Origin of the sequence: Luteolibacter sp. LG18 (assembly GCF_036322585.1) — a bacterium.
Taxonomy (GTDB): domain Bacteria; phylum Verrucomicrobiota; class Verrucomicrobiia; order Verrucomicrobiales; family Akkermansiaceae; genus Luteolibacter.
Genome location: NZ_AP024600.1, coordinates 1,088,975 through 1,113,162 on the forward strand (window position 1 = coordinate 1,088,975; position 24,188 = coordinate 1,113,162).

The following is a 24,188-nucleotide window of genomic DNA, read 5'->3' on the forward strand; positions in this document are numbered from 1 at the left end:
ATCGGATGCACAACTGTCATGTGTTAGCCGGGCGCAGTTGCGAAACGCGGCGTTTGAAACGGCAAAGCAGCGCAAGCATTCCTGCTTGCGGGTGGGAACGCACCGCGATCAGGCAAGGGCATGAATCGGATCGTGCCGGTGATTGATGGATCCACCGGCGATGAGCCGCGCACGCTCACAAGCAGGAATGCTTGTGCTACTGAGTCACCTCGATCTTCCGGAACTCCACTTCCGAGCCTTCCGCTTGCAGCGCGATCTGGCCCTTGGTGGCGGTGCATTTCGAGCCGTCGTTCACCAGCGTGCCGTTCACCCACACCTTCACGGCGTCGCCCTTGCACTCGATGAGCATCGTGTTCCACTCGCCCGGCGGCTTCTCCGAGCCATCGGTGAGATTGAGGATGCGGCGGGCATCGTTCGCGCCACCGCCATAGGCCTGGCCATTCTTCTTTGGGCGGCGCTTCTCCATCTCCGGCACCTCGATGTTCTCGCCGATGCACCAGAAGTCCCCTGCGTCACCCGACTGCATCTGCACCTCGATGGACTGCGGGAACATGTTGTAGAGCACCCGCGGCTTCGAGGCGTGGACGAGCACGCCGCAGTTCCCCGGCTTCGCGGCGAAGCGGTACTGCACCTCCAGCTTGTAGTTGGAGAATTCCTTGTCGGTGATGAGGTGCCCGCCCGGCTTTCCCAGGGAAACCAGCAGGCCGTCCCGCACGACGAAGCTCGGGCCGAGCTTGGTATCCTTGTCCGCCGCCGGGACATCCGCGTGCCAGCCGGTGAGGTCCTTGCCGTTGAAGAGCGAAATGGGGTCGGCGGCAACCACCATCGAGGACAGGCCGATCAGAAGAAGCGGGGTTTTCATCACATCTCCGATACGGCAACTCCCGACGGTTTTTGCGAAAAACCGCTCCCGCCTCACTCCTGTTCCAAATCCAGCCCTACCGCCATCGCCTTCCGGATTTCCTCCACCTCGCCGTCCTCGTAGGCACGCTTGCCGAAGTAATCCCACACCGTGCCGGGCCAGGCCGGATCGTCCTCGTTGCGGGCGATGAGATGGATGTGCATCTGTTGGACCTGGTTGCCGATGCAGGCGACGTTGAGCTTCCGCGGCTTGAAGTGCGCAGACATGAAAATGGACACGGTGCGGATGGCGGCCGTGACCTCGGCGTGCTGCTCCGGCGTGAGCTGGTGCAGGTCCTCGATGCCATCCTCGACCTCCGGCACCAGCAGGAACCAGGGGAAGATGGCGTTGTTTTTCAGCAGCAGGCGGCAGATGCCGAGGCGGCCCAGATCGAAGGAACCGGCGGCGAGGCGGGGATGGAGGGTGAAGGCCATGTCAGACAGCGGGTGCGCCCTCGATTCCGCCACGCGGCGATTCACAGGACCAGCACGGATCGAGGAAAGGATGCCTATTGTTCCACAGGTCCGGACCATCCGCCAGCGGGGAATATCCGGTGGTTTGCCAGCCCGGGGGAGCCGTGTATAATGGTTGCCAATCCTCCCCACCGGGGAATGGTACTCCTACTCCCGTGACACCCGAAACCGCAGCCACCTGCCAACGCGCCTTGGGCTACCTCGAACTCGGCATGAGCGAGGACGCCTGGACGGAGATGTCGAGCCTGCCCGCGGACCACGACGAGCACTCGCCGGTGCGCCAGCTCCGCGTGGAGATCCTGGGGCGGCTGGGACGCTGGGACGACGCCGCCGCGCTGTGCCTGCCGATGCTGGAAAAGGAACCCGGCGAGATTTTCTGGTGGATCCAGGGAGCGTATGCCCAGCGCCGCGCCCACTCGATCGAGGCGGCGGACGCGATCCTGCGCGGCGCGCTGGCCCACCACCCGCCGGAGGGTATCGTCCTTTACAACCTGGCCTGCTACGCCTGCGTGCAGGGCCGGTTGGAGGAGGCGAAGGATTTCCTCAACCAGACGATCCACACCGATCCGGAGCACGTGATCGCGATGGCGCTGAAGGACGAGGACCTGATCGCGCTGCGACCGTGGGTCTTGAAGCGGGAGGCGGAGCTGCGCGCGTCGAGCTTCGAGTATCTGCCACCGAAGCCATGAGCTACACGAACACCTTCGTCCGCATCGCCGCGGATTGCCCGGAGAGCCACGCCATCGAACCTCCCGCGCGCGGCAAGACGGTGCCGGTGCACACGATCCAGCTCGGCCTGCTGCGGGACGCGCCCTACCACTACACCCACGAGGCGCTGGTGGTGGAAAGCGAGCTGCGCCGCGATCCGGAGGAGAAGGAAACCCGCGCCGAGATCGTGAAGCGGGTGCGTTCCAAGCCGATCCCGTGCCTGCGCTGTTCCTCCCTGGCGAAACGCTACGGCTGGGGCTTCCATTTCGACGCCGAGGGAAAGATCGCCGTGGTGCCCGCGGGATCGCCCGAATACCTCGCGCTGGAGAAACGCCAGGACCTCCAGCAGGTTCCCGCGATGCGGAACAAGAAAGCCTGACCCCATGAACCGACTCACCGTGGTCACGCTCGGCGTGGCAGACTTGGAAACCTCCGCGCGCTTCTATGGCGCGATCTTCGACACCCCGCCGAACCGGGATCACGACGGCGTGGTGTTCTTCCCGCTGCCCGGCTGCTGGATCTCGCTCTACCCGCTGGAGAAACTGGCCGAAGACATCTCGGAGGACACGCCGCGGACACGCTCCGGCTTCAGCGGCATCACCCTGGCCCACAACGCCCGCTCACGCGACGAGGTGGCCACCATCCTCGACCGCGCCCGCGCCGCCGGGGCCACGATCGACAAGGAGGCGCAGGACACCTTCTGGGGCGGCTTCAGCGGCTACTTCCACGATCCGAATGGCCACCACTGGGAGGTCGTATGGGGACCGATGTTCGAGTTCACGGCGGATGGTTCCTTGAAGTTCAAGGAGTGAGGCGGGGCGGGATTGACCGCGGCCCGGTAGCTGGTATCGTCCGGTGGTCGTGAGCTCCGAAAAAAAAACGAACCCGAGCCAGCCGACGACCTCCATGCAGGAGGCCGCGCCGGTCTATGGGGCGGTGCGCCCGATTCGCTTGAAACCTTCCTCGAGCGATTACGCGGCCGCTGTGCGGACCACGGCGGATGCGATGAATTTGACCGGCCCGGCCGCATCCAAGACGAAGCCCGACGCGCTCTTGCTCTCGCTGACGAGCTGGGAATCCTGAAGCGGGCTCCAACCGGTTGGAACGAGGTGTCCCAATCGGGCACCGCCCGATGGATAGGCAGCGAGCACTGGGTGGATTTTTCGGACGAGGACGGGCATTACCACAAAACCACCATCCCTCCGGCCTTCGGATTGGTCCCGAAGGTCGTCACCCATCCCGTGGTGGATCTCCGGAGCGCCATTCCGAAAACCCGGCAAGCTATCGAATTTCTCCCCGGAACCCCCTTGGAATATCTGGAGCGCTGGCGCACCTCGAACGAGTTGTTCGGGGATGACGTGCGGCTGGTCTCGGTGATCGCCTGGGCCGATGGTGGGCTTTCCTTCGGCATCACCCAGCCGCAGTATCACGGAGTCCCTGCGGAACCGCGGGAGATCGAGCATCACTTCCTGCGCGCCGGCTGGGTCCGGCTCCCCGATCCCTCCGGACACGTCATATTTTTCAACCATGCCTTCGGCGTGATGGCCATCGATGCCGAACGCCGGAACTGCTACGTGACCGACGGGGAGCTCCAGCCCTTCGATGTGATCCTCTGCCGCCCGGATGCGGAGATGGAGGAGTTTCTGGGGATCTACCGGTAGCCCCCTTGCGGCCCCGCCGATCCGCCGTTACAGAGGGGCGTGTCTTTCAAGCTGGTCAGCGACTACGAACCCCGGGGCGACCAGGGGCAGGCGATCGAGAAACTGGTGAAGTCCCTGGAGGCGGGCAACAAGCACCAGACGCTGCTCGGCGTCACCGGCTCGGGCAAGACCTTCACCATGGCCAACGTGATCGCCCGGCTCGGCAGGCCGGCCCTGATCATGAGCCACAACAAGACACTGGCCGCGCAGCTCTACTCGGAGTTCAAGAACTTCTTCCCGCACAACGCGGTCGAGTACTTCGTCAGCTACTTCGATTACTACCAGCCCGAGGCCTACATCCCGCGCACCGACACCTACATCGAGAAGGATTCGTCCATCAACGACGAGATCGAGCGCCTGCGACTCTCGACGATGGGCTCGCTGCTCACGCGCCGGGACACGATCGTGGTGGCCTCGGTTTCCTGCATCTACGGCTTGGGATCGCCGGAGGACTACGAGGGCGCGATGCTGCCGGTGTGGGTGGGCCAGCAGATCCGCCGCGACGAGCTGCTGGAGTCGCTGGTCTCGATGCTCTTCGAGCGCAATGACATCGCCTTCGGCCGCGGCAAGTTCCGCGTGCGTGGCGACGTGGTCGAGATCCACCCCGCCTACCTCGATGAAACCGCGATCCGCGTGGAGTTCTTCGGCGATGAGATCGACCGCATGTCGTCCATCGACACGCTGACCGGTGCGGTGATCGAGCGCATCGACAAGCACACGTTCTTCCCCGCGAAGCAGTTCGTGACCTCCAGCGACAAGCTGAAGCGCGCGGTGGTGGAGATCCGCAAGGAGCTCGATGGCCGCATCGCCGAGTTCGAGAAGGAGGGCAAGCTGCTCGAGGCCCAGCGCCTGCGGATGCGCACCGAGTATGACCTGGAGATGATGCAGGAGATGGGTTTCTGCCAAGGCATCGAGAACTACTCGCGCCACCTCACCGGCCGCGAGCTGGGTGCCCGCCCGCACACGCTGCTCGATTTCTTCCCGCGCGATTTCCTGCTGCTGGTCGATGAGAGCCACGCCACCATCCCGCAGGTGGGCGGCATGTTCGAAGGCGACAAGAGCCGCAAGACGGTGCTGGTGAACCACGGTTTCCGCCTGCCCAGCGCGCTCGACAACCGGCCGCTGCGCTTCGACGAGTTCATGCACATGACCGACCAGCGGCTCTACGTGACCGCCACGCCGGGCCCCTTCGAGGTGGTGAACTCGCGCCCGGAGAACAAGGGCTTCATCCCGGTCACCGAGAAGGACGCGCGCGGCAACAAGATCATCAACCTGAAAAACCTCCGCATCGTCCCGAGCGGCAGCGACCAGCCGGTGGAAGCCTTCGATGCCTCGAAGCGCGGCACCCCGCTCATCGTCGAGCAGATCATCCGCCCGACCGGCCTGCTCGATCCGGTGGTGATCATGCGCCCGCTGAAGGGCCAGATCGACGAGACCATCGAGCTGTGCCGCCAGCGCGTGGAGCGTGGCGAGCGGGTGCTGGTCACCACCCTCACCAAGAAGACCGCCGAGGACCTCACCGAGTATCTGATGGGGACCGGGCTGAAGGTCCGCTACATCCACGCCGACATCGACGCGGTGGAGCGCGTGGAAATCCTGCGCCAGCTCCGCGCCGCCGCCTTCGACATCCTCGTCGGCATCAACCTGCTCCGCGAGGGCCTCGACCTGCCGGAAGTCTCGCTGGTCTGCATCCTCGACGCGGACAAGGAAGGCTTCCTGCGAAACGAGACCAGCCTGATCCAGACCGCCGGCCGCGCCGCCCGCCACCTCCACGGCGAGTGCGTGATCTTCTGCGACAACGTCACCGACTCGATCCAGAAGCTGCTCGACGTCACCGAGCACCGCCGCACGCGTCAAAAGGAGCACAACGAGGAGCACGGCATCACCCCGCAGAGCGTGAAACGCGCGGTGCAGGAAAGCCTCCAGGTTTACTCGCACCAGCGCGAGGACGCCGAGAAGATGTCCTCCTCGCTGGTGGCGGAGGACGAGGCCGCCTACGACAAGGTCCGTGTGATCGCCGAGCTGGAGGAGGAAATGCGCGAGGCCGCCGGGCGGCTGGAGTTCGAACGCGCCGCCCACCTCCGCGACCAAATCGCCGCCCTCAAGGGCGACGGCAAGCAGCCCGAATCCCCGAAGCCGGTGAACTACCCGAAGGGACGGCGCGGCGGGAAACGGCGGTGATCGGTGAAGAGACGCACACCGAGATATCTTGCCCTCCTTCGGCCGTTCCGTTTTGCTGGGAGGGAACGGGTGCCATTTCCGCCCACCCGGCATTCCCTCCCACCCATGAATATCAGGCGCCCCACCTGCGTTCCCGTCCTGTCACACGCTTTCGGCATCCTCCTCGCCGGTCTGCCGACACTTCACGCCGCGGGCGTGGCCGTGGTGAAGGAACAGGACTTTCACCGTGATGAATCGGCGACTCCCCTCGTCTACCTCGAACGCTTCGATTCGGGAGCACCTTTCGTGAAGTTCAGGATGGCGAACACCACCTCGACCGTGGATCGCTCGAAACTCGCGGGTTACGTGGACGTCCCCTCCTCGATCCCACCGAACATCCGGACCGAGGCCGATATCCAGCCGCTGCGCCAGTCACTGGATCAGATGAACGCCTTCGCCAAACGCTTCCCCAAAAGCGAACCACTGCTCAAGGCGAACATTGATCTCGCGGCCAAACACGTGAGGGAGTTCGACGATGGAAAGGTCCGCTATAGTGGCAACTGGATCACCAAAGCCGATTTCGCCAATATCCAGAAGGACCTGGATCAAAAGGCGGCAAAATTCAAACAAGAGGAGGACGCCCAGGCCGAAGTCGCACACAAGCGGCGGATGGAACGGGAACAATTCGAACGAGACCAACGGAGCAAGGGGTTGGAAGAGTTCGAAGGCAACTGGCTGCCACGCGGACAGGTGATCGAACTCCAGCGGCGGGCCCAGGCCACCAAGGAGGCGGTGGCGGCCGTGGAGTCCAAATCGATCAACAACAGCATTTTTTCGATCCTCCAGGTGACCGAGGACGGATGCCTGGCCACCGTGAGGAAAGGCTCCGTGAAAACGGGAGGCTTCGACACCACCGTGGTGTTTATCTTTGGCGGCGCGAAGGGCCTGACGGCGGATGGAGACACCTACAAGGGGAACCTCTACTGGTGCGGCACCTACAGTTACAAGAGCGTGGCCGGAATCGAGAGATCGGTGAACGCCTATTGCCCCACCAAAGCCGACGCGGTGGCAGTGATGAAAAAGCGTCTTGGCATCGAAGACGTCCCCGGGGAAAGGAGCGGCGCGGTCGCCGCGGCCACCTCATCCCACCCAACTGTCCCGGAGTGCCTGCGTGGGGCAAAAGCGTCCGGCTCCGGCTTCTTTATCGGCAATCAGGGATACTTCGTCACCAACGCACATGTGGTGGAAAACAGTCTGGGAGTTTCCATCTATCACGGTGGGGAGAAGCTGAAGGCGGAAGTGGTGACCATCGACAAAAGCGCCGACCTGGCGGTGCTGAAAGTGGACCAACCCCACAAGGGAATCGTGTTTGCTCCGGGAGACGCGGACGTGGGCCAGGACATTTTCGCCATCGGGTTTCCCCAGCCGGAATTGCAAGGATTGGAGGTCAAGCTCACCAAGGGTGTGATCAGCAGCCGCAAGGGCATGGCGGACGATGATTCAAAGTTCCAGGTCGACGCGGCGGTGCAGCCCGGCAATTCCGGCGGCCCGCTGTGCGATCCCTCGGGCAACCTCGTGGGAGTGATCGTTTCGGGCCTCAACCAGATCGCCGTGGCCAGCGTGACCGGAGCCATTCCCCAAAACGTGAACTATGCGATCAAATGCCGGGAGGTGCGGCGGCTGCTGTCGTCCAAAAACATCGATTTCAGCACTCCTGCGAACGGGGCCTCCAGCCTCAAGGCCGCCACCGATACCTGCGGCATCGTGATCGTCCGCTGAATCGGAAGCTTCCCAGCCGGGCATGATCCAACCGCTGGACGGCATCCGTTTGAAAACCCGGCTCTACGACGTGGCCTGCCGGCTAGCCGGCTTCGCGATCCCTCTGCTGCGGCGGCTGTTTCCCCACCACCGGGGACGATGATCGAGGTGGCGCGCCACGGCTGACCCACCCCGGTGCTGGAAAGCCGGGACATTATCGCCGCCGGGACCCGCTGATCGGCGCTTCCCGTGGCCCGCGCATCCGCGTTACACCGGGGCGTGCGCGAACTGATCCTCAACGAGGAGATTTACCCCCGGGTCATCGAGGATCTGATCCCGGCGGCGCGGCGTTTCCTGTGGATCATCACCGCGGACATCAAGGATCTCCACGTGATCCGGGGCAAACGCTCGGTACCGCTGCTGGCTGTATTGGCGGACCTCGTGGAAAGCGGAGTGGCGGTGCGGTTGATCCACGCCAAGGAGCCCGGGCCGCGGTTCCGGGCGGATTTCGACCGGCATCCGGCGCTGATCGAGAGCGACCTGTTCGAGCGCGTGCTGTGCCCTCGCGTCCACACCAAGGCGGTGCTCGCGGACGGGAAAAAAGCGTTCATCGGCTCCCCGAACCTCACCGGCGCGGGCATGGGCGCGAAACACCCGGACAAGCGCAATTTCGAGGCCGGCTTCCTGACCGACGAACCCGAGGACCTGCGCAAGCTGGTACAATGGGTGGACGAACTCTTCATCGGGGATTACTGCGGGCGCTGCCGCCTGCGCGACCGCTGCCCGGACCCGCTGGATGGAGACTGATCCGCTCCCTCCCGAAAACCGGACACACTCGAGATACTCAATTTGAACCACAGATGGACACAGATGAACGCGGATGGAAGAAGGGATAAGATGGAAGAGGGGACTCCGTCGTCCCCTCTTCATCTCTCTTATCCGTGTCCATCTGTGTCCATCCGTGGTTCAATTTTCATGTCCGAAATCACCCTAGGCAGCCCCCTTTCCCCACTCATGAACCCCGCCCTTGAACCCCTGATGCTGGTCTTCGCCGGTGAGGATGACCTGCCGGTGCCGACGCACGCCCTGTTCCTGGGAGCGGAGCCGCACGAGGCGCTGAAGGCCTGGCCGGAGGTCACCGGCTGGCAGCCGTTCAAGCCACTGGCGGACGCGTGGGACGCCGCGGGCTTCAAGCGCGTGGACACGCCGGAGGGCAAGTGGCCGGTGGTGCTGGTGCTGCCGGGCAAGGCGAAGGACGAGACGCTCGCCCTCTTCGCCATGGCCTACGATCTCCTGGAAGACGGCGGCACACTGGTGGCCGCGATGCCGAACACCGCCGGGGCCTCCCGTTTCGAAAAGGAGTTGGCGAAGGCCGCGGGCCACATCGCCACGCTCTCGAAGAACAAGTGCCGCGCCTTCCACGCCGTGAAGGACGGCCGCTGGAACCTCGCGACAGTGGAGGAATGGCGCGCGCTCGGCGCGGTGCGCACCATTCCGGACACGACTTTCCTCGTGCAGGCCGGGGTGTTCAGCTCCGAGCACGTCGATCCCGGCTCGCGGTTCCTCACCACCCACCTGCCGCGAGGCATGCGCGGGCACGTGGCCGATCTCGGCGCGGGCTGGGGCTACCTCGCCCGCTGGATCGACGACCACTGCCCGGCCGTGACCCGCATCGACCTCCACGAAGCCGATGCCCGCGCGCTGGACCTGGCCCGCAGGAACCTCGCCGACACCGACATCGAGGTGGACTTCCTCTGGAACGACGTCGCGGCGGGCCTGCACCACGTCTACGACGCGATCGTGATGAACCCGCCCTTCCACTCCGGCCAGCTCACGGACGTGGGCCTCGGCAAGGCCTTCATCCACTCCGCGGCGCGGGCTCTGAAGCGCGGCGGGAAACTTTATCTGGTGGCGAACCGCCAGCTCCCCTACGAGGCGGAGCTCGATGCCGCCGGGTTCGCCTGGCGGAAAGCCGGCGAGGACCCCACCTTCAAGGTTCTCATCGCCGAGAAACGCGCGTAAACTCCTCCCCTTCCCCGCTTCCGTGAAACTCGTCAAACTCCTCGCCAACCTCGGCTACGGCTCGCGCCGCGAGGTCGAACGCTTCCTCAAGGCCGGCGCTGTCACCGACACGGACGGCAACGTCCTCGGCGAGCGCGATCTCCCGCCGCACGACCGGATCCTCTTCAAGGGCGAGCCTCTCGATCAGATCGGCCCGCTGACCATCATCGTCAACAAACCGGACGGCTACACGTGCAGCAAGGACGACCCGGACGTGACCGTCTACGACCTGCTGCCGCCGCGCTTCGAGCACCGCAACCCGACGCTCAGCTCCGTGGGCCGCCTCGACAAGGACACCACCGGCATGCTGCTGATGACGGACGACGGCCCGCTGCTGCACCGCATCATCCACCCGAAGTACAACCTCGGGAAGGTCTACCACGTCACCCTCGACCGCCCGCTGGAAGGCCACGAGGCGGAGCTTTTCGCCAGCGGCAACCTGACGCTGCGCAACGAGGGCAAGCCGCTGCTGCCCGCGGAGCTGGAGGTTCTCGGCGAGAAGGAGGCGCTCATCACCCTCCACGAAGGCCGCTACCATCAGGTGCGCCGGATGTTCGCCGCCGCCGGCAACCACGTGCTGGCCCTCAAGCGCATCTCGATCGGCGGATTGAAACTTCCGGACGACCTGGAGGAAGGCGACTGGCGGGTGGTCACCCCGGAGGAGCTGGATGTGCTGTTCGGAAGAACGGCGGCCCCGGCCCAGTAAGGCCCCGAGATTCGCCTTGTCGCCCGCGTTTGGCTCGCCGAATCTCCCGCGCACATGGACTCGATGCACCCTTATGAGAAGCTGCCGCTGTTCGGCACGGGCTTGATTCTGGGGGTGTCGCTGGTCGTGTCCCACGCGGTCATGCTGGTGAAGGCCGGACCGGTGCAGGATTTCCTGAAACGCTTCCCGCGCAACCAGATGCTCGGCCAGATCCTGCTGGGCATCGGCCTCCTCTGGTTCTGGCTGCTCGTCGCTCCGGAGGGCAAGGGCTTCATCAATTCACTCTCGATGGAGCTGGGTGAGTTCGACAACGTGAAGCCGATGCTGCGGCTGATCGTGCCGGTGTCGATCGTGCTGGTGTCGATCTCCGTGAAGGACTTCCTCGCCGTGCGCGCGCTGGGCGTGCTGGGCCTGATGGTGGCAGCGCCGCTGCTGCAATCCGCTTTCCTGAAGGACCCCGCGTCCCGCCTCCTGATCCCGGCCTACACCTACGGCCTGATCATCGCCTCCCTGTTCTGGGTGGGCATGCCCTACCTGTTCCGCGACGCGGTGACCTGGGCGACCGCCACGCAGGGCCGCTGGAAGGCGCTGTGCTCCGCGGGCCTGGCCTACGGTCTGGCGATCGTGATCTGCGCGTTCGCGTTCTGGCGCGGGTATTGATCCGCCCGGATTTTTTCCGGACCGGATGATAAATTCCGGGAGCGAGGCCGCTGTATCGGCCGATGAAAGTTCCTTTTGTGTTTGTCGCGGGCCTCGGGCTCGGCGTGTTGTGCGGCTGGGCGGGTGCCTCCCGCGGCCCCTGTCATGATTCCGTGGAGGGCTCCGCTCAGGCCGGTGCTCCGGCTCCGAAGCCCGCTCTGGCCGCCAGCGCGGCCATCGAGACGCCGGATGCCCGCTCCGAGCGCCCGGCCCGGCCACCGAAGCCGGAGAAACCGGACAAGCCCATCGTCCGCACCTTCAGCTCCACCGATGGCGAACAAACGCCGGAGATGAAGGAGATCATGGAGCGGATGAAGCAGGCGCAGCAGGAGAAACGCGCGCGCAAGGTCGATGAACGCCTCGCCGCGCTGAAATCCCGGCTCGGCCTGACCGATGAGCAGGCCGCCAAGGTGCGCGCGGTGCTCGAACACGGGGAAGACGGCGGCGACGGCGCAGGCGACACCATCGACGTCGCCAAACTCCTCAACGGCGAAAGCAAGGACGAGCGCGACGCGGCCGACGGCAAGCTGGCCGGCCTGCTGACGCCGGACCAACAGGCGAAGTTCCAGGCCTTCCAGCAGGAGCAGAAGGAGAACCGCATCGAGATTGCCACCAACCGCGAGATGACCCGTCTCCAGCAGGGCCTGACCTTGACCGCCGAACAGAAGGACCGCGCCTATCAGGCACTCGGAGAACTCGCCCAGCGCGAGGATGACCAACCGGCTACGAAAGGCATCGATCCCCAACAGATGATGGCCCGCCAACAGGCCCGCCGCGACGCCCTCAGCCCGATCCTCACGCCGGAGCAAATGAAAGCCTACGAAGGCATGCCCATGCAGGCGGAGAGCGGCGCCGTCTCGATCCAGTTCCAGAACATCGGCGGGAAGTGAACCGCCGTCCATGGCCGTGTGATGGCTGGGAGTAGGGACATTCTTGTCCCGTCTCTTGGGAATCTGCCAGCGAAGCTGGGTGGCTTTTCGAAACGGGACAGGAATGTCCCTGCTCCCAGCCAGATCACCGCGCGGTCTTGATCGCTTCCAGGCGCTTGTTGGTCCACGTGGCCTCGGCATCGAAGCCGTTCGCCAGGTAGAACCCCGCGAGTGCCTGATAGCGGGCGGCGGGATCGAAGCGGATCGCGTGGTGGAGTTTCCTCAGGCACACCGGGCAGAGATGCATCGGCGTGGCATCCGCCTCGGCGAGGTGGTTCGCGCCGTTCAGGTTGCACTCGTAGGCGGTGCAATGCTGGAGGCCGAACATGTGGCCCATCTCATGGGTGAGCACCTTGGCGGCGCGGCCCAGCACGAGGGTTTCCGTCTTCGCTCCCACCGGTTCCCCGTCCCACGAAGGATGATAGCGGGCGAAGCTGAAGACCCCGACCCGACCGCTCAGCGAGGCCTGGCCGAAGACGAAGTTCCACGCGTCGTCTGGATAGAGATCCGTCATCGTCACCGCCAGCAGCGCGTAGGCATCGGCGGGAAGTTTCGGCGGCAGCCAGCCGAGGATGTCCACGCTCTTCCACTGGCGCTTGTGGGAGTAGGGATTCTCGCGCGAGGCCGCGGGGACATCCTGGTCGGAAACCACGGGCAGCAGCTCCACCGGCATGGGATGGAAATAGGCCGCGGTGTAGTCCTTCAGCTTCCCCAGGTCCGGAGCCACGCCTTTTTCGAAACCGCCGATGGGCAGGATGTAGAGCTTGCGGCGGGTGGTGTCCGGGAGGTTCGGGCGGGACGCGGTGTATTGATCGAAGGTCTGGCCGGACTCCTTGTGCTGGGCGAGCCAGTCGTTCGGGCCGGGTGGCTTCTTCGGTTGGAACCCGTCGTCCGCCGTGAAGGCGCGGCGCGTGGCGGCATCAAGGCTCTCCAACGATTTCGCGGGCAGCTCCCGCGCGGCGGACTTCGCCTTGATCGCCCACGCCCCCAGCCCGATCAACGCCACCACCAGCAGCGTCGGCAGGGGCGAGTCGGAGAATCCCTTCATGGGGAAGAACTACCCGACCACAACGAGAGGTCAACTATGGCTCGAACACTCCGAACCACCCGCCTTAGCATGGTCGGAGATGTCGAGAAAAGGAATCAGGCCGGAGATCTGGCTACTCGTGGCGCTGGTGCTGCTGATCGGGCTCGCCGTGGCCGCCAAGTGGTGGTGGTGGCAAGTGCCGCCCGTGATCGCGATCACCGCGCCGGCGGGTCAGTTCACAAAAGTGGAGATGTGGGAGGAAGGTATCTCGGAAAGCGGCGAACCGAGATCCCTGGCCAACGGGCGGGCCGAATACCCGGCGGAGTATGGCCGCCACTTCGTCAAGGTGACCTTGGCGGACCAGCGCGCCTGCACATTCCTCTACGCCCACTCCGATGCGGGCGTGCGCCGCAAGGTGACGATCCATCTCGAACAACTCGCGAAGGACCGCTGCCGGGCACAGATCTGGTTCAATGGCTTCGGCCAGGGATCGGTCGAGTTCGATCCCGCGTTGACCGCGGATCATCCGGTGATCCTACCGCCGCACCACTGAGTCCGCGATCAAAGCTGGAACAACCGCTCTCCCCCCTCATAGGCTCATCGGGAGATGGCAGGGGGACGACTCAAGATCGTGGCATGGATGGCCGCGTCCATCGCGGTGGGGATGGTGATCGGCCCCATCGCGAAATATGTGTTTTGGCGGCAGGTGCCGGCCACGATCACCATCACCGCGCCACCGGGACAGTTTTCCAAAATCGAGATGGGCACGGAATACACCCGGACCTACACGGGAAATCAAATCACCCAGCTTTACGGCCCTGCCAGGCCACTCGCCCACGGCTGGATGCAATACCCGGCGTCGTATGGAGTCTATTCCTTCCGGCTGACGTTGGCGGACGAGCGGGTCTGCACGATTTCCTACCCCCACTACGATGCGGGCGTGCGCCGCAAGGCGGTGATTCATCTGAAACAACTCGCGAAGGACCGCTGCCAGGTGGAAATCTGGCTCAATGAGGTCAAGCAGGGAACGGTTGAGTTCGATCCCTCGGATGCGGCCGATCATCGGGTGCCCCGAGATTACGAGCACTACGATATCCCCTCCGTGTTTCGCATGCCGTTCCTATTTTGAAGAGACGGGACAGGAATCCGACGGCATGGTATTCTCTCACGCTCCGATGAAGGCCTACGCGTTGACCTTGTTTGCGATTGTCCTGACTCTCGTCGTGGGCGAACTCACCGGCTTGGTGGGAATCTTCTATCCGAAGGTGGTCAGGAATCAGCCGCTGGTGAACCCCGTGCGGGTGGCGTCCGTGGACGGAGACAAGTTCACCCTGGAAGACGGTCGGGTCTTCGAATGCATCACGGGAGATCTCGCCATGGTCGGTAATGAGATCGAAGTTCAAGCGGATTCCCCAAGAGAATACACCGTGGCGGTGGAAGTGAAACATTTCATCTGCCCCTGCTTTCAGGGGCTTATTCGAATTCCCCTCATTCCCCAAAAGATCGACAGCTATTCGCGCCGCGTCGTCGCCGGAGCCAAAGTGGTCTCGGAGCGACCATAACGCGGAGCGACCAAGGAGTAGGGACATTCCTGTCCCGTCTCTTCAATCTTTGCCAGCAAAGCTGGGTGGGTTTTTTAAAACGGGACAGAAATGTCCCTGCTCCCAGTTAATCCTTCCGCTTCAGCAGCGGGAAGAGGATGGCATCGCGGATGGAGGCGGCGCCGGTGAGCATCATCACGAGGCGGTCGATGCCGATGCCGATGCCACCCGCGGGCGGCATGCCGTGCTCGAGGGTCTCGATGAAATCGTAGTCGACCTTCTGCGTTTCCTCGCCGGACTGGTGCTCCAGGCGCTCGCGCTGGACGTCCGGGTCGTTGAGTTCGGAGTAGCCGGGGGAGATTTCCTGGCCGTTGATGATGAGCTCGTATACCTCCACGGTGCGGCCGCCGGGGCTGAGTTTCGCCAGTGGGACGAGTTCGCTGGAGACGCGGGTGACGAAGCAGGGGTCGAAGGTCTTTTCCTCCACCAGCTTCTCGAAGACCTGCTGGATCACCTCGTGGTCCGCCATGTCCGGCGAGATCTGCACGCCGAGGGTGTCGCAGCGCTCGCGACGCTCCTGAGCGGTGATGGTGAAGAAGTCGTCACCGGCGGCAGCGGCGATGAGGTCGTGGTAGTTCGCGCGCTTCCACGGACGGGCGAGGTTGATCGAGCGCACGACGTTGCCTTCCGGGTCCTTCTGGTCGATCTGGAGGCCGCCGCAGAACTTCTCGGCAAGCTGGCAGGTCATTTCCTCGACGAGATCCGCCATTTCCTCGAAGTCCGAGAAGGCCCAGTAGGCCTCCAGCATGGTGAACTCGGGGTTGTGGCGGCGGGAGATGCCCTCGTTGCGGAAGTTGCGGTTGAGTTCGAAGATCTTGGTGAAGCCGCCGACGAGCAGGCGCTTCAGGAACAGCTCCGGCGCGATGCGCAGGGTGAGCGGCATGCCGAGCGCGTTGTGGTGCGTCTCGAACGGGCGCGCGGCGGCGCCGCCGGACACGTCCTGGAGCATCGGGGTCTCGACCTCGAGGAAGCCGCGGGTCTGGAAGAAATTGCGGATCTCGGCGATGATCTGGAAGCGCTTGAGGAAGATGTCCGCGCTGTCCTGGTTCGCCATCAGGTCGAGGTGGCGCTTGCGGTAGATCGTCTCGCGGTCGGCCACGCCGTGCCACTTGTCCGGCATCGGGCGCAGGGACTTCGAAAGCACGGTGAAGGACTCGACCTTCACGGTCGGCTCGCCGGTGCGGGTGACGAAGGTTTCGCCCTCGATGCCGATCCAGTCGCCACGGTCGAGGCACTTCCAGATGGCGGCCTGTTCCTCGGAGAGGTTCTTGAGGCCGACGTGGCCCTGGATGCCGCCCTCGATGTCGGCGAGCTGGAAGAACACGGACTTGCCCATGTCCCGGATGGCGGTGAGGCGGCCGGCGACGCGGACCTTCTGGCCGGTCCAGGTGTCGGGAGCGGCTTCCTCGCCCTCGACGGCGGGGGCCGGAGCGGCGGCGCGCAGGGCGGCCGGGGTGGAAGTGGTTTCGAAGCGGGCACCGAAGGCCTCGACGCCGAGTTCACGCAGTTTCGCGAGCTTCTCCCGGCGGACGGCGATCAGTTCGGCTTCGGTGGAGTGCGTTGGGGTCGGGGCGGCTTCGCTCATGACGGCGAGGGGCTTAGGCCGAAGCGCGGGAAGAGTCCAGCCCCAAGGCACAACGGGAGTGGTGAGCCCCAACGGGGCGGGATGCGATAGCCCGGGGCACCGCCCCGGGTGATCAGGGAGCGAAAGAACGAGCCCTGAAAGGGCGGAACACTTTGGGGAAAGAGCCCTTTTGGATTCCGCTCCTTCTGGGCTCACCGCCAAACGCGCCTTTACCCGGGGCGTTGCCCCGGGCTGTCTCATGTTGCCCCTTCAGGGCTGGAAATAGGTGGCAGCTCAAAGCGGGAAAGAACCGATCACTCCCGCCCCGCCTGGGCCCGGCGGCGGGCTTCCAGGATCGCGCGGCGGGTCACCAAGCCCACCAGTTTCGGGGATTCGCCGCGGTCGACGACCGGCAGGCGGCCGATGCCGTGGCGGATCATGCGATCCGCGGCTTCGGACAGGAGTTCCTCCGGGTGGATCGTCACCGGTTTGGTGACCCCGGCTTCCAGCACGGTGCTGTGCGGAGCCACCTCCAACGCGGCGAACAGGTCGGCGCGGGTGATCACGCCGAGCAGAGTGCCATCGGCGTCCGTGATCGGGATCAGCCGGACATCGTGCCACGGCGATCCGGGGGTGCCGAGGCGCGCCGCGATCTCGGAAACCGTGTGCCGCGGGGCGGCGGTGAGCGGCTGGCGCTCCATCACCGCATCCACGTGCAGGGCGTGGAGGAAATCCGGCTCGTAGTCGCTGGGAATGCGCACGCCGCGGCGGGCGAGCTTTTCGGTCATGATCGTCTCCCGCATCAGCACGCGGGACACCAACACCGCCGCGCCGCAGCCGAGCAGCAGCGGCCCGAAGGCCCCCACCGCGTGAGTGGCCTCGTAGGCGAAGGCGACCGAGGCGAGGAACGCCCGCGAGGCCCCGGCGAAGGTCGCCGCCATCCCGATCATCACCGCCAGCCCCACCGGAAACGTCTCGAACCCCGGCACGCCGTGCAGGGCATGGGCCGCCAGCGCGCCCAAAGCCCCGCCGATGGTCATCAGGGGCGCGAGCGTGCCACCGGAGGTGCCGCTGCCGAGCGCCACCAGCCAGGAGAGGAACTTCAGCACCGCCAGGGTGGCGATCGCCTTGAGCGCCATCTGGCCCTCCAGCAGCACCCGCAGGTTGTCATAGCCCACGCCGAGCGTGCGCGGATCGATCCAGCCGATCACCCCCACGAACACTCCGCCGATGGCCGGCCACCACATCCAGTGGAGCGGCAGTTTCTCGAACTCGTCCTCCAGCGCGTAAACCGCCTTGGTGATGCCCACCGCCAGCAGGCCGCAGACGCCGCCGATCAGGAAGGATCCAAAGGACAGCGGCACATCCGGTGCCTGGTCGAACGCCAGCGGGAACATCGGCAGCGGTTCGTGGAAGAACGACCGTAGCGCCATCGCCGTGCCCGTGGCCAGCGCCACCGGCAGGAAACTGCGGCCGCGGTATTCGAACAGCAGCAGCTCGATCGCCAGCAGCACCGCCGCCAGCGGAGTGCCGAAAATGGCGGTCATGCCCGCTGCCGCTCCGGCCGCCAGCAGGATTTTCCGCTGCACCGGGCTGCTCGGCAGCCATTGGCCGATCAGCGATCCGATCGCGCCACCGGTGGCGATGATCGGGCCTTCCGCGCCGAAGGGGCCACCGGTGCCGATCGAGACCGCGGCGGACAGCGGCTTGAAAATGGCCACCCGCGCTGGGATCCGGCTGTCGGCGGTGCCGATCGCCTGCATCGCCTCGGGAATCCCGTGGCCGCGGATCGCCGGGCTGCCCCAGCGCGCCATCACGCCGATGATCAGGCCGCCCACCACCGGCACGGCGATCCCCCACGCGCCCCAGTGCGAGAAATCGGGCTTCGATTCCGCGGTCGAAAAGACGCCGTGGAAGGCGAGGTTGGTGCACAGCCGGATCAGCGCGATCAGGCCAACGGCGGTGAGGGTGACGAGGCCGCCCAGCAGGACGGAGAGGAGCGGCACGCGGGCGCGGGACCAAGGCGACGGGGTCATGACGGATCGAGCGAGAACAGGAGGCTGATGATTTCCGGGCCGAGATGCTTCAGCTCCCGGCGGTGGACGAGAGTGAGGCGCTCAAGGCGGGCGGAGCCTTCGGCGGTGAGCTCCAGCACCATCGAGCGGCGGTCGCCGGGCGACGGGTGTTTCGAGAGCAACCCGGCGGCTTCGAGGCGCTGGACGAGCTCCACGGCGGTGTGGTGTTTCAGCTTCAGGCGCTCCGCCAGCACCCCCACCGTGGTGGAACCCGCGGCCCGGCCGCGGATCGCGAGCAGGGCCTGGTGCTGCTGCGGTTTCAGGCCTTCCGCCGCGGCGGCGCGTTCGCTAAAGTGGAGGAACCGACGCAGCGAGTAGCGGAAATCCGCCAGACGGGCGTAATCGGAATCGGTGAGAGGCACGGGGTCTCCGGACATGGCGGGGCGCTTTTATATCGCATTACGATATATGCAAGAGGGATTCTGCAGCACTGCCCAAGGAGTAGGGACATTCTTGTCCCGTTTTCCATGAGGAATGAAGAGAAGAACGGGACAGGAATGTCCCTGCTCCTTGTTGACGCCCCGCCTGCTCCTACGAAAGTCCCCGCCATGGACACCCCGCGCGCACACGTTCCCCGCGATCATGGCACCACGGTTTTCTCCACCAAGGCGGACGATTACCAGACGGCGCGGCCCGGGTATCCGGCGGCGTGGTTCGACGCGCTGGCGGCGGAGGGCCTGCTGGCACGCAGCACGGTGGTGGCGGACATCGGTGCAGGCACCGGCCTGCTCACCGCCGGATTGCTCGACCACGGCGCGCAGGTCACCGCCGTGGAGCCGAACGACGAAATGCGTGCCGCCTGCGACGCCCTGCTCGGTGGTCGCCCGGGCTACCGCGGCGTGGCGGGCACGGCCGAACACACGTCGCTGGCGGAGGCCTCGGTGGATCTGGTCACCGCGGCGCAGGCCTTCCATTGGTTCCAGATCGAGGAGGCGCGGCGCGAGTTCCTGCGCATCCTGAAACCGGGCGGGCAGGTGGCGTTGGTTTGGAACGACCGGCTTGGCGACGACCCGCTCCACCAGTCCCTGGTGGTCATCATGGAGGAAGCGGGCGGCGTGGCCCGGCAGGCCATGCTCTCCCAGGAAAACAAGGCCGGGGTGCCCGCGTTCTTCGGTGGCCCCTACCGGACCCTGGAGCACGCCCATGAACAACACCTGACCCGCGAGGGCCTGCGCGGCCTGCTGTTCTCCCGCTCCTACATGCCGCCCCGCGACAGCCCGGCGGGCGCGCGAGCGCTGGCGGAGATCGACCGGGTTTTCGACCTCCACGCGGAGGGCGACACGGTGCGCGTGCGCTACCGGACCGTTACGATGCTGGGACGGCCGGCTTGACTGGGAGTGGCGGCTTTCGAGCCGCCATTTTGGGAAACGACGCTCCTCCGCTTCGCAACCATCGGTATCCGGAAGGACCCGACCGTTGCCCGGCCATGGAAGTCATTGGATGCATGGCGGATCGAAATCCGCCACTCCTTGGCTTCTCAGAAATCGTCCTCGTCCCCCGGCACCGGCGGGATCACGTCCTCGCGCATCAGCAGGCGCTCGAGGTCGAGGTCATCGAGGAGGTCTTCCGGCGTGCGGACGACGATCTGGGTGTAGGGCGTCAGCCGGTCCAGCTCCGCCACCGCGCAGTGGACCATGGAGGAAACAATGTCCGGATCGTATTTCTCGCGCTCGAAGAGGTTGGTGATGCGGAAGACGAGCTTCTCGCGGTCGAGGTCGAACTCGAACCCGCCGAGCGTGAGCTGCTTGTTGGCGCGGGCCAGCAGTTCCAGCACCGCTTGGAGGTGCTCCTCGGACGGGGCCAGCGGGCCTTCCGCGACCACCACCAGGGCATTGAGCTGCGGGTAGGCCTGGGCGTGGAGCTCGACGCGGGTGTGGTGGGCGTCGAACACCGAGCGGAGGACATCACGGCCTTCAACCAGCTCGCAGTGCCAGCCATTGCGGCCGAAGGTGTCTTCCACGGATTGGATCTGGAGGGAGGGCGGTCGCATGCGGGGAGACGAAAGAAACCCGCCCGAAGAATCAAGTGAATCAGGTCGGCGGGCCCGCCCGGACGTCCTATTTCGCGAACCGGCCCTCGATCGCCGCGATCAACAGGGCGCGCCGGGCCCGCCGGATCGGAGCCAGCGAGAGGTGGATGCCGGAGGTGCGATCGGCGGAGAAATGGAGCGTCAGCCGGGCCTGATCGATCTCCACCGCCGCGATCTGGGCCCACGGGACCACCTGCATCCCCGCCGCGGGGCGGAAAAACGGGAAGATCTCGATCCCGATCGGGCTGAGCAGGAGGTAGGCGTGGCGGGCGCAGCGCCATGCCAGCCGCAGCGAGCCCGCCGCCAGCGTCAGCGGCAGCAGCCCCCAGGCCGGGTGCGGCAGCTCCGGATTGTCCGCCCGGTAGGGGGCCAGCAGGAAGAACACGAGGCCCGCCATGGCCAGCATCCCGGCGGCAATGGAAAACCCGGCGGCCTGTCGCGAGCGGGTGAAACGCAGCTCCTTGTGGGTCTCGGCGACGGGCATGGGCACGGAGTTTTCGCCCTCCCGACCCCGTTGCAAAGCTTGATTCCAGGCCGATTTCGCTCCCCTGCTCCAAAAAATTTTCAGGAGAATGCAATTTTTTAGGGAATATTCGCCCCCCGTGGTGTTTCAGAGTGGAGGTCCCGCCGCCAGGGCCACGAAAAACACGAACCACCACCATATCATGAAACTGTTCTACAGCGCTCTCTTCGCCGCCCTTTTCGCTGGTCCGATCGCCTTCGCCGGTGACTGCGACAAGTGCAAGAAGGGTGACGAGAAGAAGGAAGAGACCACCCTCGTGGCCGATTGCGACAAGTGCAAGAAGGGCGACAAGGAGAAGGAAGAAGGCACCATCGCCTGCGACAAGCACAAGAAGGGCGACGAGTCCAAGGAGCAGGGCACCGTGGCCGCCGCCGATTGCGACAAGTGCAAGAAGGGTGACAAGGAGAAGGAAGAGGGCACCATCGCCGGTGCCGACTGCGACAAGTGCAAGAAGGGCGACAAGGAAAAGGAAGAAGGCACCCTCGCCGGCGCCGATTGCGACAAGTGCAAGAAGGGCGACAAGGAGAAGGAAGAAGGCACCCTCGCCTGATTCCGGCCCACGCCGATTTGATTTTCAAAAAAGCCACCGGTGCAGACCGGTGGCTTTTTTCGTTCCTCTCTCCGTGGCCGTGTTTGGGAGAACGTGGGCGGGGCCACTCCACCCTTGCCGTTGTAGTTTCAGTTCTCAGTTCGCGTCCGATCTCTCCAAGCCCGGAGGGCGACGTATCCTAGCCGGTGGCGCAAGCCACCGGACCACGCCGGGAAAAGATCCAAGTCCCGTCAGGGACGACGCTGCCCGTGCTCTTCCCGCGGCCTCGCTATTCCCGTGGTTTGGAAACATACGGAACTCTCCGAACGTCGGATGCGAACATCGTTTGAGGCGTCATACAGCCTCCGCTCGCGTCGCCCCTACCGGGGCTTGGGACTCCTGTCGTCCCATACCGGTGGCTGACGCCACCGGCTAGGATACGTCGCCCTCCGGGCTCAGACACTCTCACGAGCGCGGCTTACGCGGAGAATCGCCTCACGCGGCCACGGTGTTCCGCTTCGGCTTGCCGGCGAGGAACAGGAGGACGTCGGTTTTCGCCACCGCACCGAGGAGTTCGCCGGTGATGGCGGTCACGGGCAGGCGCTCGGCTTCGGCCTGGCCGAAGAGTTCCAGCGCCTCGTTCATGGTCTGGTCCGGCTGGAGGCGGGTGAAATCGTCGCGCATCACATCGCGGGCGATCAACAGGGATTCGAGCTCGGGCTGGTCGAGGTAGGGCTTGATGTCGTGGAGCGAGACCACTCCGAGGAAACGCTGGTCGTGGACGATGTGGAGGAACTCGTGGCGGCTCTGGAGGAAGGCGCGGGCGACCTCGCCGAAGGTGGCGTTCGGCGAGAGCGTGCCGGTGTCCGGGGTCATCAGGTCGCCGACCTTCAACGTGGCGAGGTGCTGGGCCACGGCGGCCGCGCCCTTCCGCTTCAGGGCCTCGCCGTAGAGCGAGTGGGGATAGAGGGAGCGGCAGATGTAGTAGCTCACCACGCTGGCGAGCATGACGGGCATGAGGATCTGGTAGTTGAGCGTCAGCTCGAAGATCATGATGATGGCCATCACCGGCGCGCCGGTGGCGGCGGCGAGGAAGGCCCCCATCCCGATCAGGCCGAAGGCGCCGGGCTCCAGGCCCCAGCCGGGTAGCAGATGGGACGCGCCCATGCCGAAGAGGTAGCCGAAGGCCGCGCCCGCGGAGAGGGTGGGCGTGAACACCCCGCCGACCGCACCGGAACCGAAGGTCGCGGCGGTGGCGATCAGCTTGAAGGTGACGACGATGGCGAGCAGCACCCAAGCGTGGGAATAATGGTCGTGAAGGACGTCATAGACCAGCCGCCGGCCATTGCCCGCGACCTCCGGCCGCCAAACGGTGATCAGGCCGACGATCAGGCCGCCGAGCGCGAGCCGCCCCCATACCGGCAGCTTGAGAAAGGAGAACACCTTCTCGCCGCCCTTCATCAGTTGCAGGAACAACGGCGTGCCGAGGCCGCAGGAAATGCCGAGCACCAGGAACAGCAGCAACTCGCGGTTGCCGTGCATGTTGAACACCTGCGCGGAATACAGGGCCTCCGCGCCGAAGTGGGCGCGGGTGGTGAGGGTGGCGATCACCGAGGAAATGACCAGCGGCCCGAAGGCCTCCATGGCCACCGAGCCGAGCACGATCTCCGCCACGAAGAAGGCCCCGGCGATGGGCGCGTTGTAGGCGCTGGCGATGCCGGCGGCGGCCCCGCAGGCGACGAGCTGGCGCTTGCGGGCGAGCGGGAACTTGAACCACCGCCCGACCAGCGAGGCCACCAGCGAGGAGAGCTGGACGAGCGGACCTTCCCGACCGATCGAAGCCCCGGAGGCGCTGGAGAACCACGCGGAGATCGATTTCACCAGGCTGACGCGGGTCGAGATGTTGCCATCGCCGACGACCACCGCCTCCATGTAGTCGGTCGAATTCTGCTTCGCCTTGAAACGCGAGCCGAAGACCAGCGTGAGCCCGGCCAGCAACCCGCCGACGGTGGGCACCGCAATGCGACGCCACCAGTCCATCTTCTGGAAACTGGCGACATAACCGGCGATCTCCTCGCCCTCATGGAAGCCGGTGAAGAGGTGGTGCAGCCACTCGGTGGCCTCCTTGAAGAGGGTGGACGACCACGCGCCGAGAAAGCCGATGATGGCGGCCCACAGCAGGGTGGCCTGGAGTTCGTTGAAACGCAGGTGATCGGCCAGCCAGATCCGGACGCGGACCAGCCGCCGCGTCGCCTTCGTCATCCCGCCGGGGGTACCGCCCGCCTCGCTCATGACAACGCTTCCACGAAAGCCTCCGCATCCGGTGCGTCCAGCAGCCGCTGGACGATGGCGGGATCGCGCAGGCGGCGGGCCAGCGCGGCGGTGGTGGCGAGATGCTCGGCCACGCGGTGCGGCGGGATGCCGTAGAGGAAAATCAGGCGCACCGGGGTCTGGCCATCGCCGAAGGGGACGGGCTGCTTGCAGCGGGCCATGGCGAAAACGACCTCCTTCACCTGCGGGGTGCGGGCGTGGGGCATGGCGATGCCATTGCCGAGCAGCGGTGGATTGATCTTCTGGCGCTCGAACACGGCGGCCACGAAGGCGGCGTGGTCAGTCACGTCCGGATGGCCCTTCAGCAGCCCGGCCACCGCGCGGATCGCGTCTTCCTCCGTGGACACGTCCAGGTCGAGGAGCAGCGGGGCGTTCGGAGGCAGCGCGAGTGAACTCATTGGTCCCCCCATTCAA

The 24,188-nt window shown here is 65.4% G+C and carries 27 protein-coding genes; 17 read left to right on the forward strand and 10 right to left on the reverse strand.

Annotation, left to right across the window (positions count from 1 at the left end; genetic code table 11):
• Positions 1–196: 196 nt before the first annotated feature.
• The gene (locus tag llg_RS04565) at positions 197–862 is read right to left on the reverse strand and encodes a DUF1080 domain-containing protein (protein WP_338288352.1); all 666 of its coding nucleotides are present in this window, start codon (positions 860–862) and stop codon (positions 197–199) included.
• A 53-nt stretch (positions 863–915) separates the two neighbouring features.
• Positions 916–1,335 carry an HIT domain-containing protein gene (locus llg_RS04570; RefSeq protein ID WP_338288353.1) on the reverse strand — a complete coding sequence of 140 codons (420 nt, stop codon included), beginning with the start codon at positions 1,333–1,335 and terminating at the stop codon, positions 916–918.
• 194 nt (positions 1,336–1,529) lie between these two features.
• On the opposite strand from llg_RS04570, the gene llg_RS04575 reads away from it, so the two are divergent.
• The 12 genes from llg_RS04575 to llg_RS04630 all read left to right on the forward strand — a co-directional run bounded on the left by llg_RS04575 (position 1,530) and on the right by llg_RS04630 (position 12,056).
• A complete protein-coding gene (locus tag llg_RS04575; RefSeq protein WP_338288354.1) occupies positions 1,530–2,063 on the forward strand; it encodes a hypothetical protein in 534 nt (177 codons plus the stop codon).
• Entirely contained in the window at positions 2,060–2,461 is a 402-nt protein-coding gene (locus tag llg_RS04580; RefSeq protein WP_338288355.1) for a DUF6157 family protein, read from the forward strand. The genes llg_RS04575 and llg_RS04580 overlap by 4 nt, the downstream gene beginning before the upstream one ends.
• 4 nt (positions 2,462–2,465) lie before the next feature.
• On the forward strand, positions 2,466–2,894 hold the full coding sequence (locus llg_RS04585) for a VOC family protein (protein WP_338288356.1): 429 nt from the start codon (positions 2,466–2,468) through the stop codon (positions 2,892–2,894).
• Positions 2,895–2,943: 49 nt separating this feature from the next.
• On the forward strand, positions 2,944–3,165 hold the full coding sequence (locus llg_RS04590; RefSeq protein WP_338288357.1) for a hypothetical protein: 222 nt from the start codon (positions 2,944–2,946) through the stop codon (positions 3,163–3,165).
• Between the two features lie 26 nt (positions 3,166–3,191).
• Complete coding sequence (locus llg_RS04595) at positions 3,192–3,743, forward strand: hypothetical protein (protein ID WP_338288358.1); 552 nt, start codon at positions 3,192–3,194, stop codon at positions 3,741–3,743.
• Between the two features lie 39 nt (positions 3,744–3,782).
• Positions 3,783–5,963, forward strand: a complete 2,181-nt coding sequence (locus llg_RS04600) for an excinuclease ABC subunit UvrB (RefSeq protein ID WP_338288359.1) — start codon at positions 3,783–3,785, stop codon at positions 5,961–5,963.
• Positions 5,964–6,068: 105 nt separating this feature from the next.
• Entirely contained in the window at positions 6,069–7,721 is a 1,653-nt protein-coding gene (locus tag llg_RS04605; RefSeq protein WP_338288360.1) for a serine protease, read from the forward strand.
• Between the two features lie 258 nt (positions 7,722–7,979).
• Positions 7,980–8,507 carry a phospholipase D-like domain-containing protein gene (locus llg_RS04610; RefSeq protein ID WP_338288361.1) on the forward strand — a complete coding sequence of 176 codons (528 nt, stop codon included), beginning with the start codon at positions 7,980–7,982 and terminating at the stop codon, positions 8,505–8,507.
• Positions 8,508–8,714: 207 nt separating this feature from the next.
• Positions 8,715–9,722, forward strand: a complete 1,008-nt coding sequence (locus llg_RS04615) for a methyltransferase (RefSeq protein WP_338288362.1) — start codon at positions 8,715–8,717, stop codon at positions 9,720–9,722.
• A gap of 22 nt (positions 9,723–9,744) precedes the next feature.
• The gene (locus llg_RS04620) at positions 9,745–10,467 is read left to right on the forward strand and encodes a pseudouridine synthase (protein ID WP_338288363.1); all 723 of its coding nucleotides are present in this window, start codon (positions 9,745–9,747) and stop codon (positions 10,465–10,467) included.
• A gap of 54 nt (positions 10,468–10,521) precedes the next feature.
• A complete protein-coding gene (locus tag llg_RS04625; protein ID WP_338288364.1) occupies positions 10,522–11,127 on the forward strand; it encodes a hypothetical protein in 606 nt (201 codons plus the stop codon).
• A 62-nt stretch (positions 11,128–11,189) separates the two neighbouring features.
• Entirely contained in the window at positions 11,190–12,056 is an 867-nt protein-coding gene (locus llg_RS04630) for a hypothetical protein (protein ID WP_338288365.1), read from the forward strand.
• A gap of 124 nt (positions 12,057–12,180) precedes the next feature.
• On the opposite strand, the gene llg_RS04635 is transcribed toward llg_RS04630, so the two are convergent.
• Complete coding sequence (locus tag llg_RS04635) at positions 12,181–13,143, reverse strand: archaemetzincin (protein ID WP_338288366.1); 963 nt, start codon at positions 13,141–13,143, stop codon at positions 12,181–12,183.
• Positions 13,144–13,222: 79 nt separating this feature from the next.
• On the opposite strand from llg_RS04635, the gene llg_RS04640 reads away from it, so the two are divergent.
• The 3 genes from llg_RS04640 to llg_RS04650 all read left to right on the forward strand — a co-directional run bounded on the left by llg_RS04640 (position 13,223) and on the right by llg_RS04650 (position 14,684).
• Complete coding sequence (locus llg_RS04640; RefSeq protein WP_338288367.1) at positions 13,223–13,675, forward strand: hypothetical protein; 453 nt, start codon at positions 13,223–13,225, stop codon at positions 13,673–13,675.
• 87 nt (positions 13,676–13,762) lie between these two features.
• Positions 13,763–14,251: a hypothetical protein gene (locus llg_RS04645; RefSeq protein ID WP_338288368.1), complete on the forward strand. Its 489-nt coding sequence runs from the start codon at positions 13,763–13,765 to the stop codon at positions 14,249–14,251.
• Between the two features lie 46 nt (positions 14,252–14,297).
• A complete protein-coding gene (locus llg_RS04650; RefSeq protein ID WP_338288369.1) occupies positions 14,298–14,684 on the forward strand; it encodes a hypothetical protein in 387 nt (128 codons plus the stop codon).
• 106 nt (positions 14,685–14,790) lie between these two features.
• Here the strand turns inward: llg_RS04650 and lysS are convergent, their stop codons facing one another.
• The 3 genes from lysS to llg_RS04665 form a co-directional block, all read right to left on the reverse strand.
• On the reverse strand, positions 14,791–16,308 hold the full coding sequence (gene lysS, locus llg_RS04655; RefSeq protein WP_338288370.1) for a lysine--tRNA ligase: 1,518 nt from the start codon (positions 16,306–16,308) through the stop codon (positions 14,791–14,793).
• A gap of 293 nt (positions 16,309–16,601) precedes the next feature.
• A complete protein-coding gene (locus llg_RS04660; RefSeq protein ID WP_338288371.1) occupies positions 16,602–18,323 on the reverse strand; it encodes a chloride channel protein in 1,722 nt (573 codons plus the stop codon).
• Positions 18,320–18,739, reverse strand: coding sequence for a MarR family winged helix-turn-helix transcriptional regulator (locus llg_RS04665; protein WP_338288372.1), 420 nt, complete (start codon positions 18,737–18,739; stop codon positions 18,320–18,322). The genes llg_RS04660 and llg_RS04665 overlap by 4 nt, the downstream gene beginning before the upstream one ends.
• A 171-nt stretch (positions 18,740–18,910) precedes the next feature.
• Here llg_RS04665 and llg_RS04670 point away from each other — a divergent pair, with 171 nt between their 5' ends.
• Entirely contained in the window at positions 18,911–19,693 is a 783-nt protein-coding gene (locus tag llg_RS04670; RefSeq protein ID WP_338288373.1) for a class I SAM-dependent methyltransferase, read from the forward strand.
• Positions 19,694–19,839: 146 nt separating this feature from the next.
• Here llg_RS04670 and llg_RS04675 read toward each other — a convergent pair whose 3' ends face one another.
• Positions 19,840–20,352 (reverse strand): YbjN domain-containing protein, encoded by a 513-nt coding sequence (locus llg_RS04675; RefSeq protein ID WP_338288374.1) that lies wholly within the window; start codon positions 20,350–20,352, stop codon positions 19,840–19,842.
• A gap of 67 nt (positions 20,353–20,419) precedes the next feature.
• On the reverse strand, positions 20,420–20,875 hold the full coding sequence (locus llg_RS04680) for a hypothetical protein (RefSeq protein WP_338288375.1): 456 nt from the start codon (positions 20,873–20,875) through the stop codon (positions 20,420–20,422).
• A gap of 181 nt (positions 20,876–21,056) precedes the next feature.
• Here llg_RS04680 and llg_RS04685 point away from each other — a divergent pair, with 181 nt between their 5' ends.
• Complete coding sequence (locus tag llg_RS04685) at positions 21,057–21,464, forward strand: hypothetical protein (protein WP_338288376.1); 408 nt, start codon at positions 21,057–21,059, stop codon at positions 21,462–21,464.
• Between the two features lie 474 nt (positions 21,465–21,938).
• Here the strand turns inward: llg_RS04685 and llg_RS04690 are convergent, their stop codons facing one another.
• A complete protein-coding gene (locus llg_RS04690; protein ID WP_338288377.1) occupies positions 21,939–23,735 on the reverse strand; it encodes a ClcB-like voltage-gated chloride channel protein in 1,797 nt (598 codons plus the stop codon).
• Entirely contained in the window at positions 23,732–24,172 is a 441-nt protein-coding gene (locus llg_RS04695) for a PTS sugar transporter subunit IIA (RefSeq protein WP_338288379.1), read from the reverse strand. The genes llg_RS04690 and llg_RS04695 overlap by 4 nt, the downstream gene beginning before the upstream one ends.
• Positions 24,173–24,188 lie beyond the last annotated feature (16 nt).

Bases quoted from the DNA above. Each gene is read 5' to 3' on its own strand.
- llg_RS04565 (WP_338288352.1), bottom strand. From the start codon at position 862: ATGAAAACCCCGCTTCTTCTGATCGGCCTGTCCTCGATGGTGGTTGCC.
- llg_RS04570 (WP_338288353.1), bottom strand. From the start codon at position 1,335: ATGGCCTTCACCCTCCATCCCCGCCTCGCCGCCGGTTCCTTCGATCTG.
- llg_RS04580 (WP_338288355.1), top strand. From the start codon at position 2,060: ATGAGCTACACGAACACCTTCGTCCGCATCGCCGCGGATTGCCCGGAG.
- llg_RS04585 (WP_338288356.1), top strand. From the start codon at position 2,466: ATGAACCGACTCACCGTGGTCACGCTCGGCGTGGCAGACTTGGAAACC.
- llg_RS04605 (WP_338288360.1), top strand. From the start codon at position 6,069: ATGAATATCAGGCGCCCCACCTGCGTTCCCGTCCTGTCACACGCTTTC.
- llg_RS04615 (WP_338288362.1), top strand. From the start codon at position 8,715: ATGAACCCCGCCCTTGAACCCCTGATGCTGGTCTTCGCCGGTGAGGAT.
- llg_RS04625 (WP_338288364.1), top strand. From the start codon at position 10,522: ATGGACTCGATGCACCCTTATGAGAAGCTGCCGCTGTTCGGCACGGGC.
- llg_RS04630 (WP_338288365.1), top strand. From the start codon at position 11,190: ATGAAAGTTCCTTTTGTGTTTGTCGCGGGCCTCGGGCTCGGCGTGTTG.
- llg_RS04635 (WP_338288366.1), bottom strand. From the start codon at position 13,143: ATGAAGGGATTCTCCGACTCGCCCCTGCCGACGCTGCTGGTGGTGGCG.
- llg_RS04640 (WP_338288367.1), top strand. From the start codon at position 13,223: ATGTCGAGAAAAGGAATCAGGCCGGAGATCTGGCTACTCGTGGCGCTG.
- llg_RS04645 (WP_338288368.1), top strand. From the start codon at position 13,763: ATGGCCGCGTCCATCGCGGTGGGGATGGTGATCGGCCCCATCGCGAAA.
- llg_RS04650 (WP_338288369.1), top strand. From the start codon at position 14,298: ATGAAGGCCTACGCGTTGACCTTGTTTGCGATTGTCCTGACTCTCGTC.
- lysS (WP_338288370.1), bottom strand. From the start codon at position 16,308: ATGAGCGAAGCCGCCCCGACCCCAACGCACTCCACCGAAGCCGAACTG.
- llg_RS04660 (WP_338288371.1), bottom strand. From the start codon at position 18,323: ATGACCCCGTCGCCTTGGTCCCGCGCCCGCGTGCCGCTCCTCTCCGTC.
- llg_RS04665 (WP_338288372.1), bottom strand. From the start codon at position 18,739: ATGTCCGGAGACCCCGTGCCTCTCACCGATTCCGATTACGCCCGTCTG.
- llg_RS04670 (WP_338288373.1), top strand. From the start codon at position 18,911: ATGGACACCCCGCGCGCACACGTTCCCCGCGATCATGGCACCACGGTT.
- llg_RS04675 (WP_338288374.1), bottom strand. From the start codon at position 20,352: ATGCGACCGCCCTCCCTCCAGATCCAATCCGTGGAAGACACCTTCGGC.
- llg_RS04680 (WP_338288375.1), bottom strand. From the start codon at position 20,875: ATGCCCGTCGCCGAGACCCACAAGGAGCTGCGTTTCACCCGCTCGCGA.
- llg_RS04685 (WP_338288376.1), top strand. From the start codon at position 21,057: ATGAAACTGTTCTACAGCGCTCTCTTCGCCGCCCTTTTCGCTGGTCCG.
- llg_RS04690 (WP_338288377.1), bottom strand. From the start codon at position 23,735: ATGAGCGAGGCGGGCGGTACCCCCGGCGGGATGACGAAGGCGACGCGG.
- llg_RS04695 (WP_338288379.1), bottom strand. From the start codon at position 24,172: ATGAGTTCACTCGCGCTGCCTCCGAACGCCCCGCTGCTCCTCGACCTG.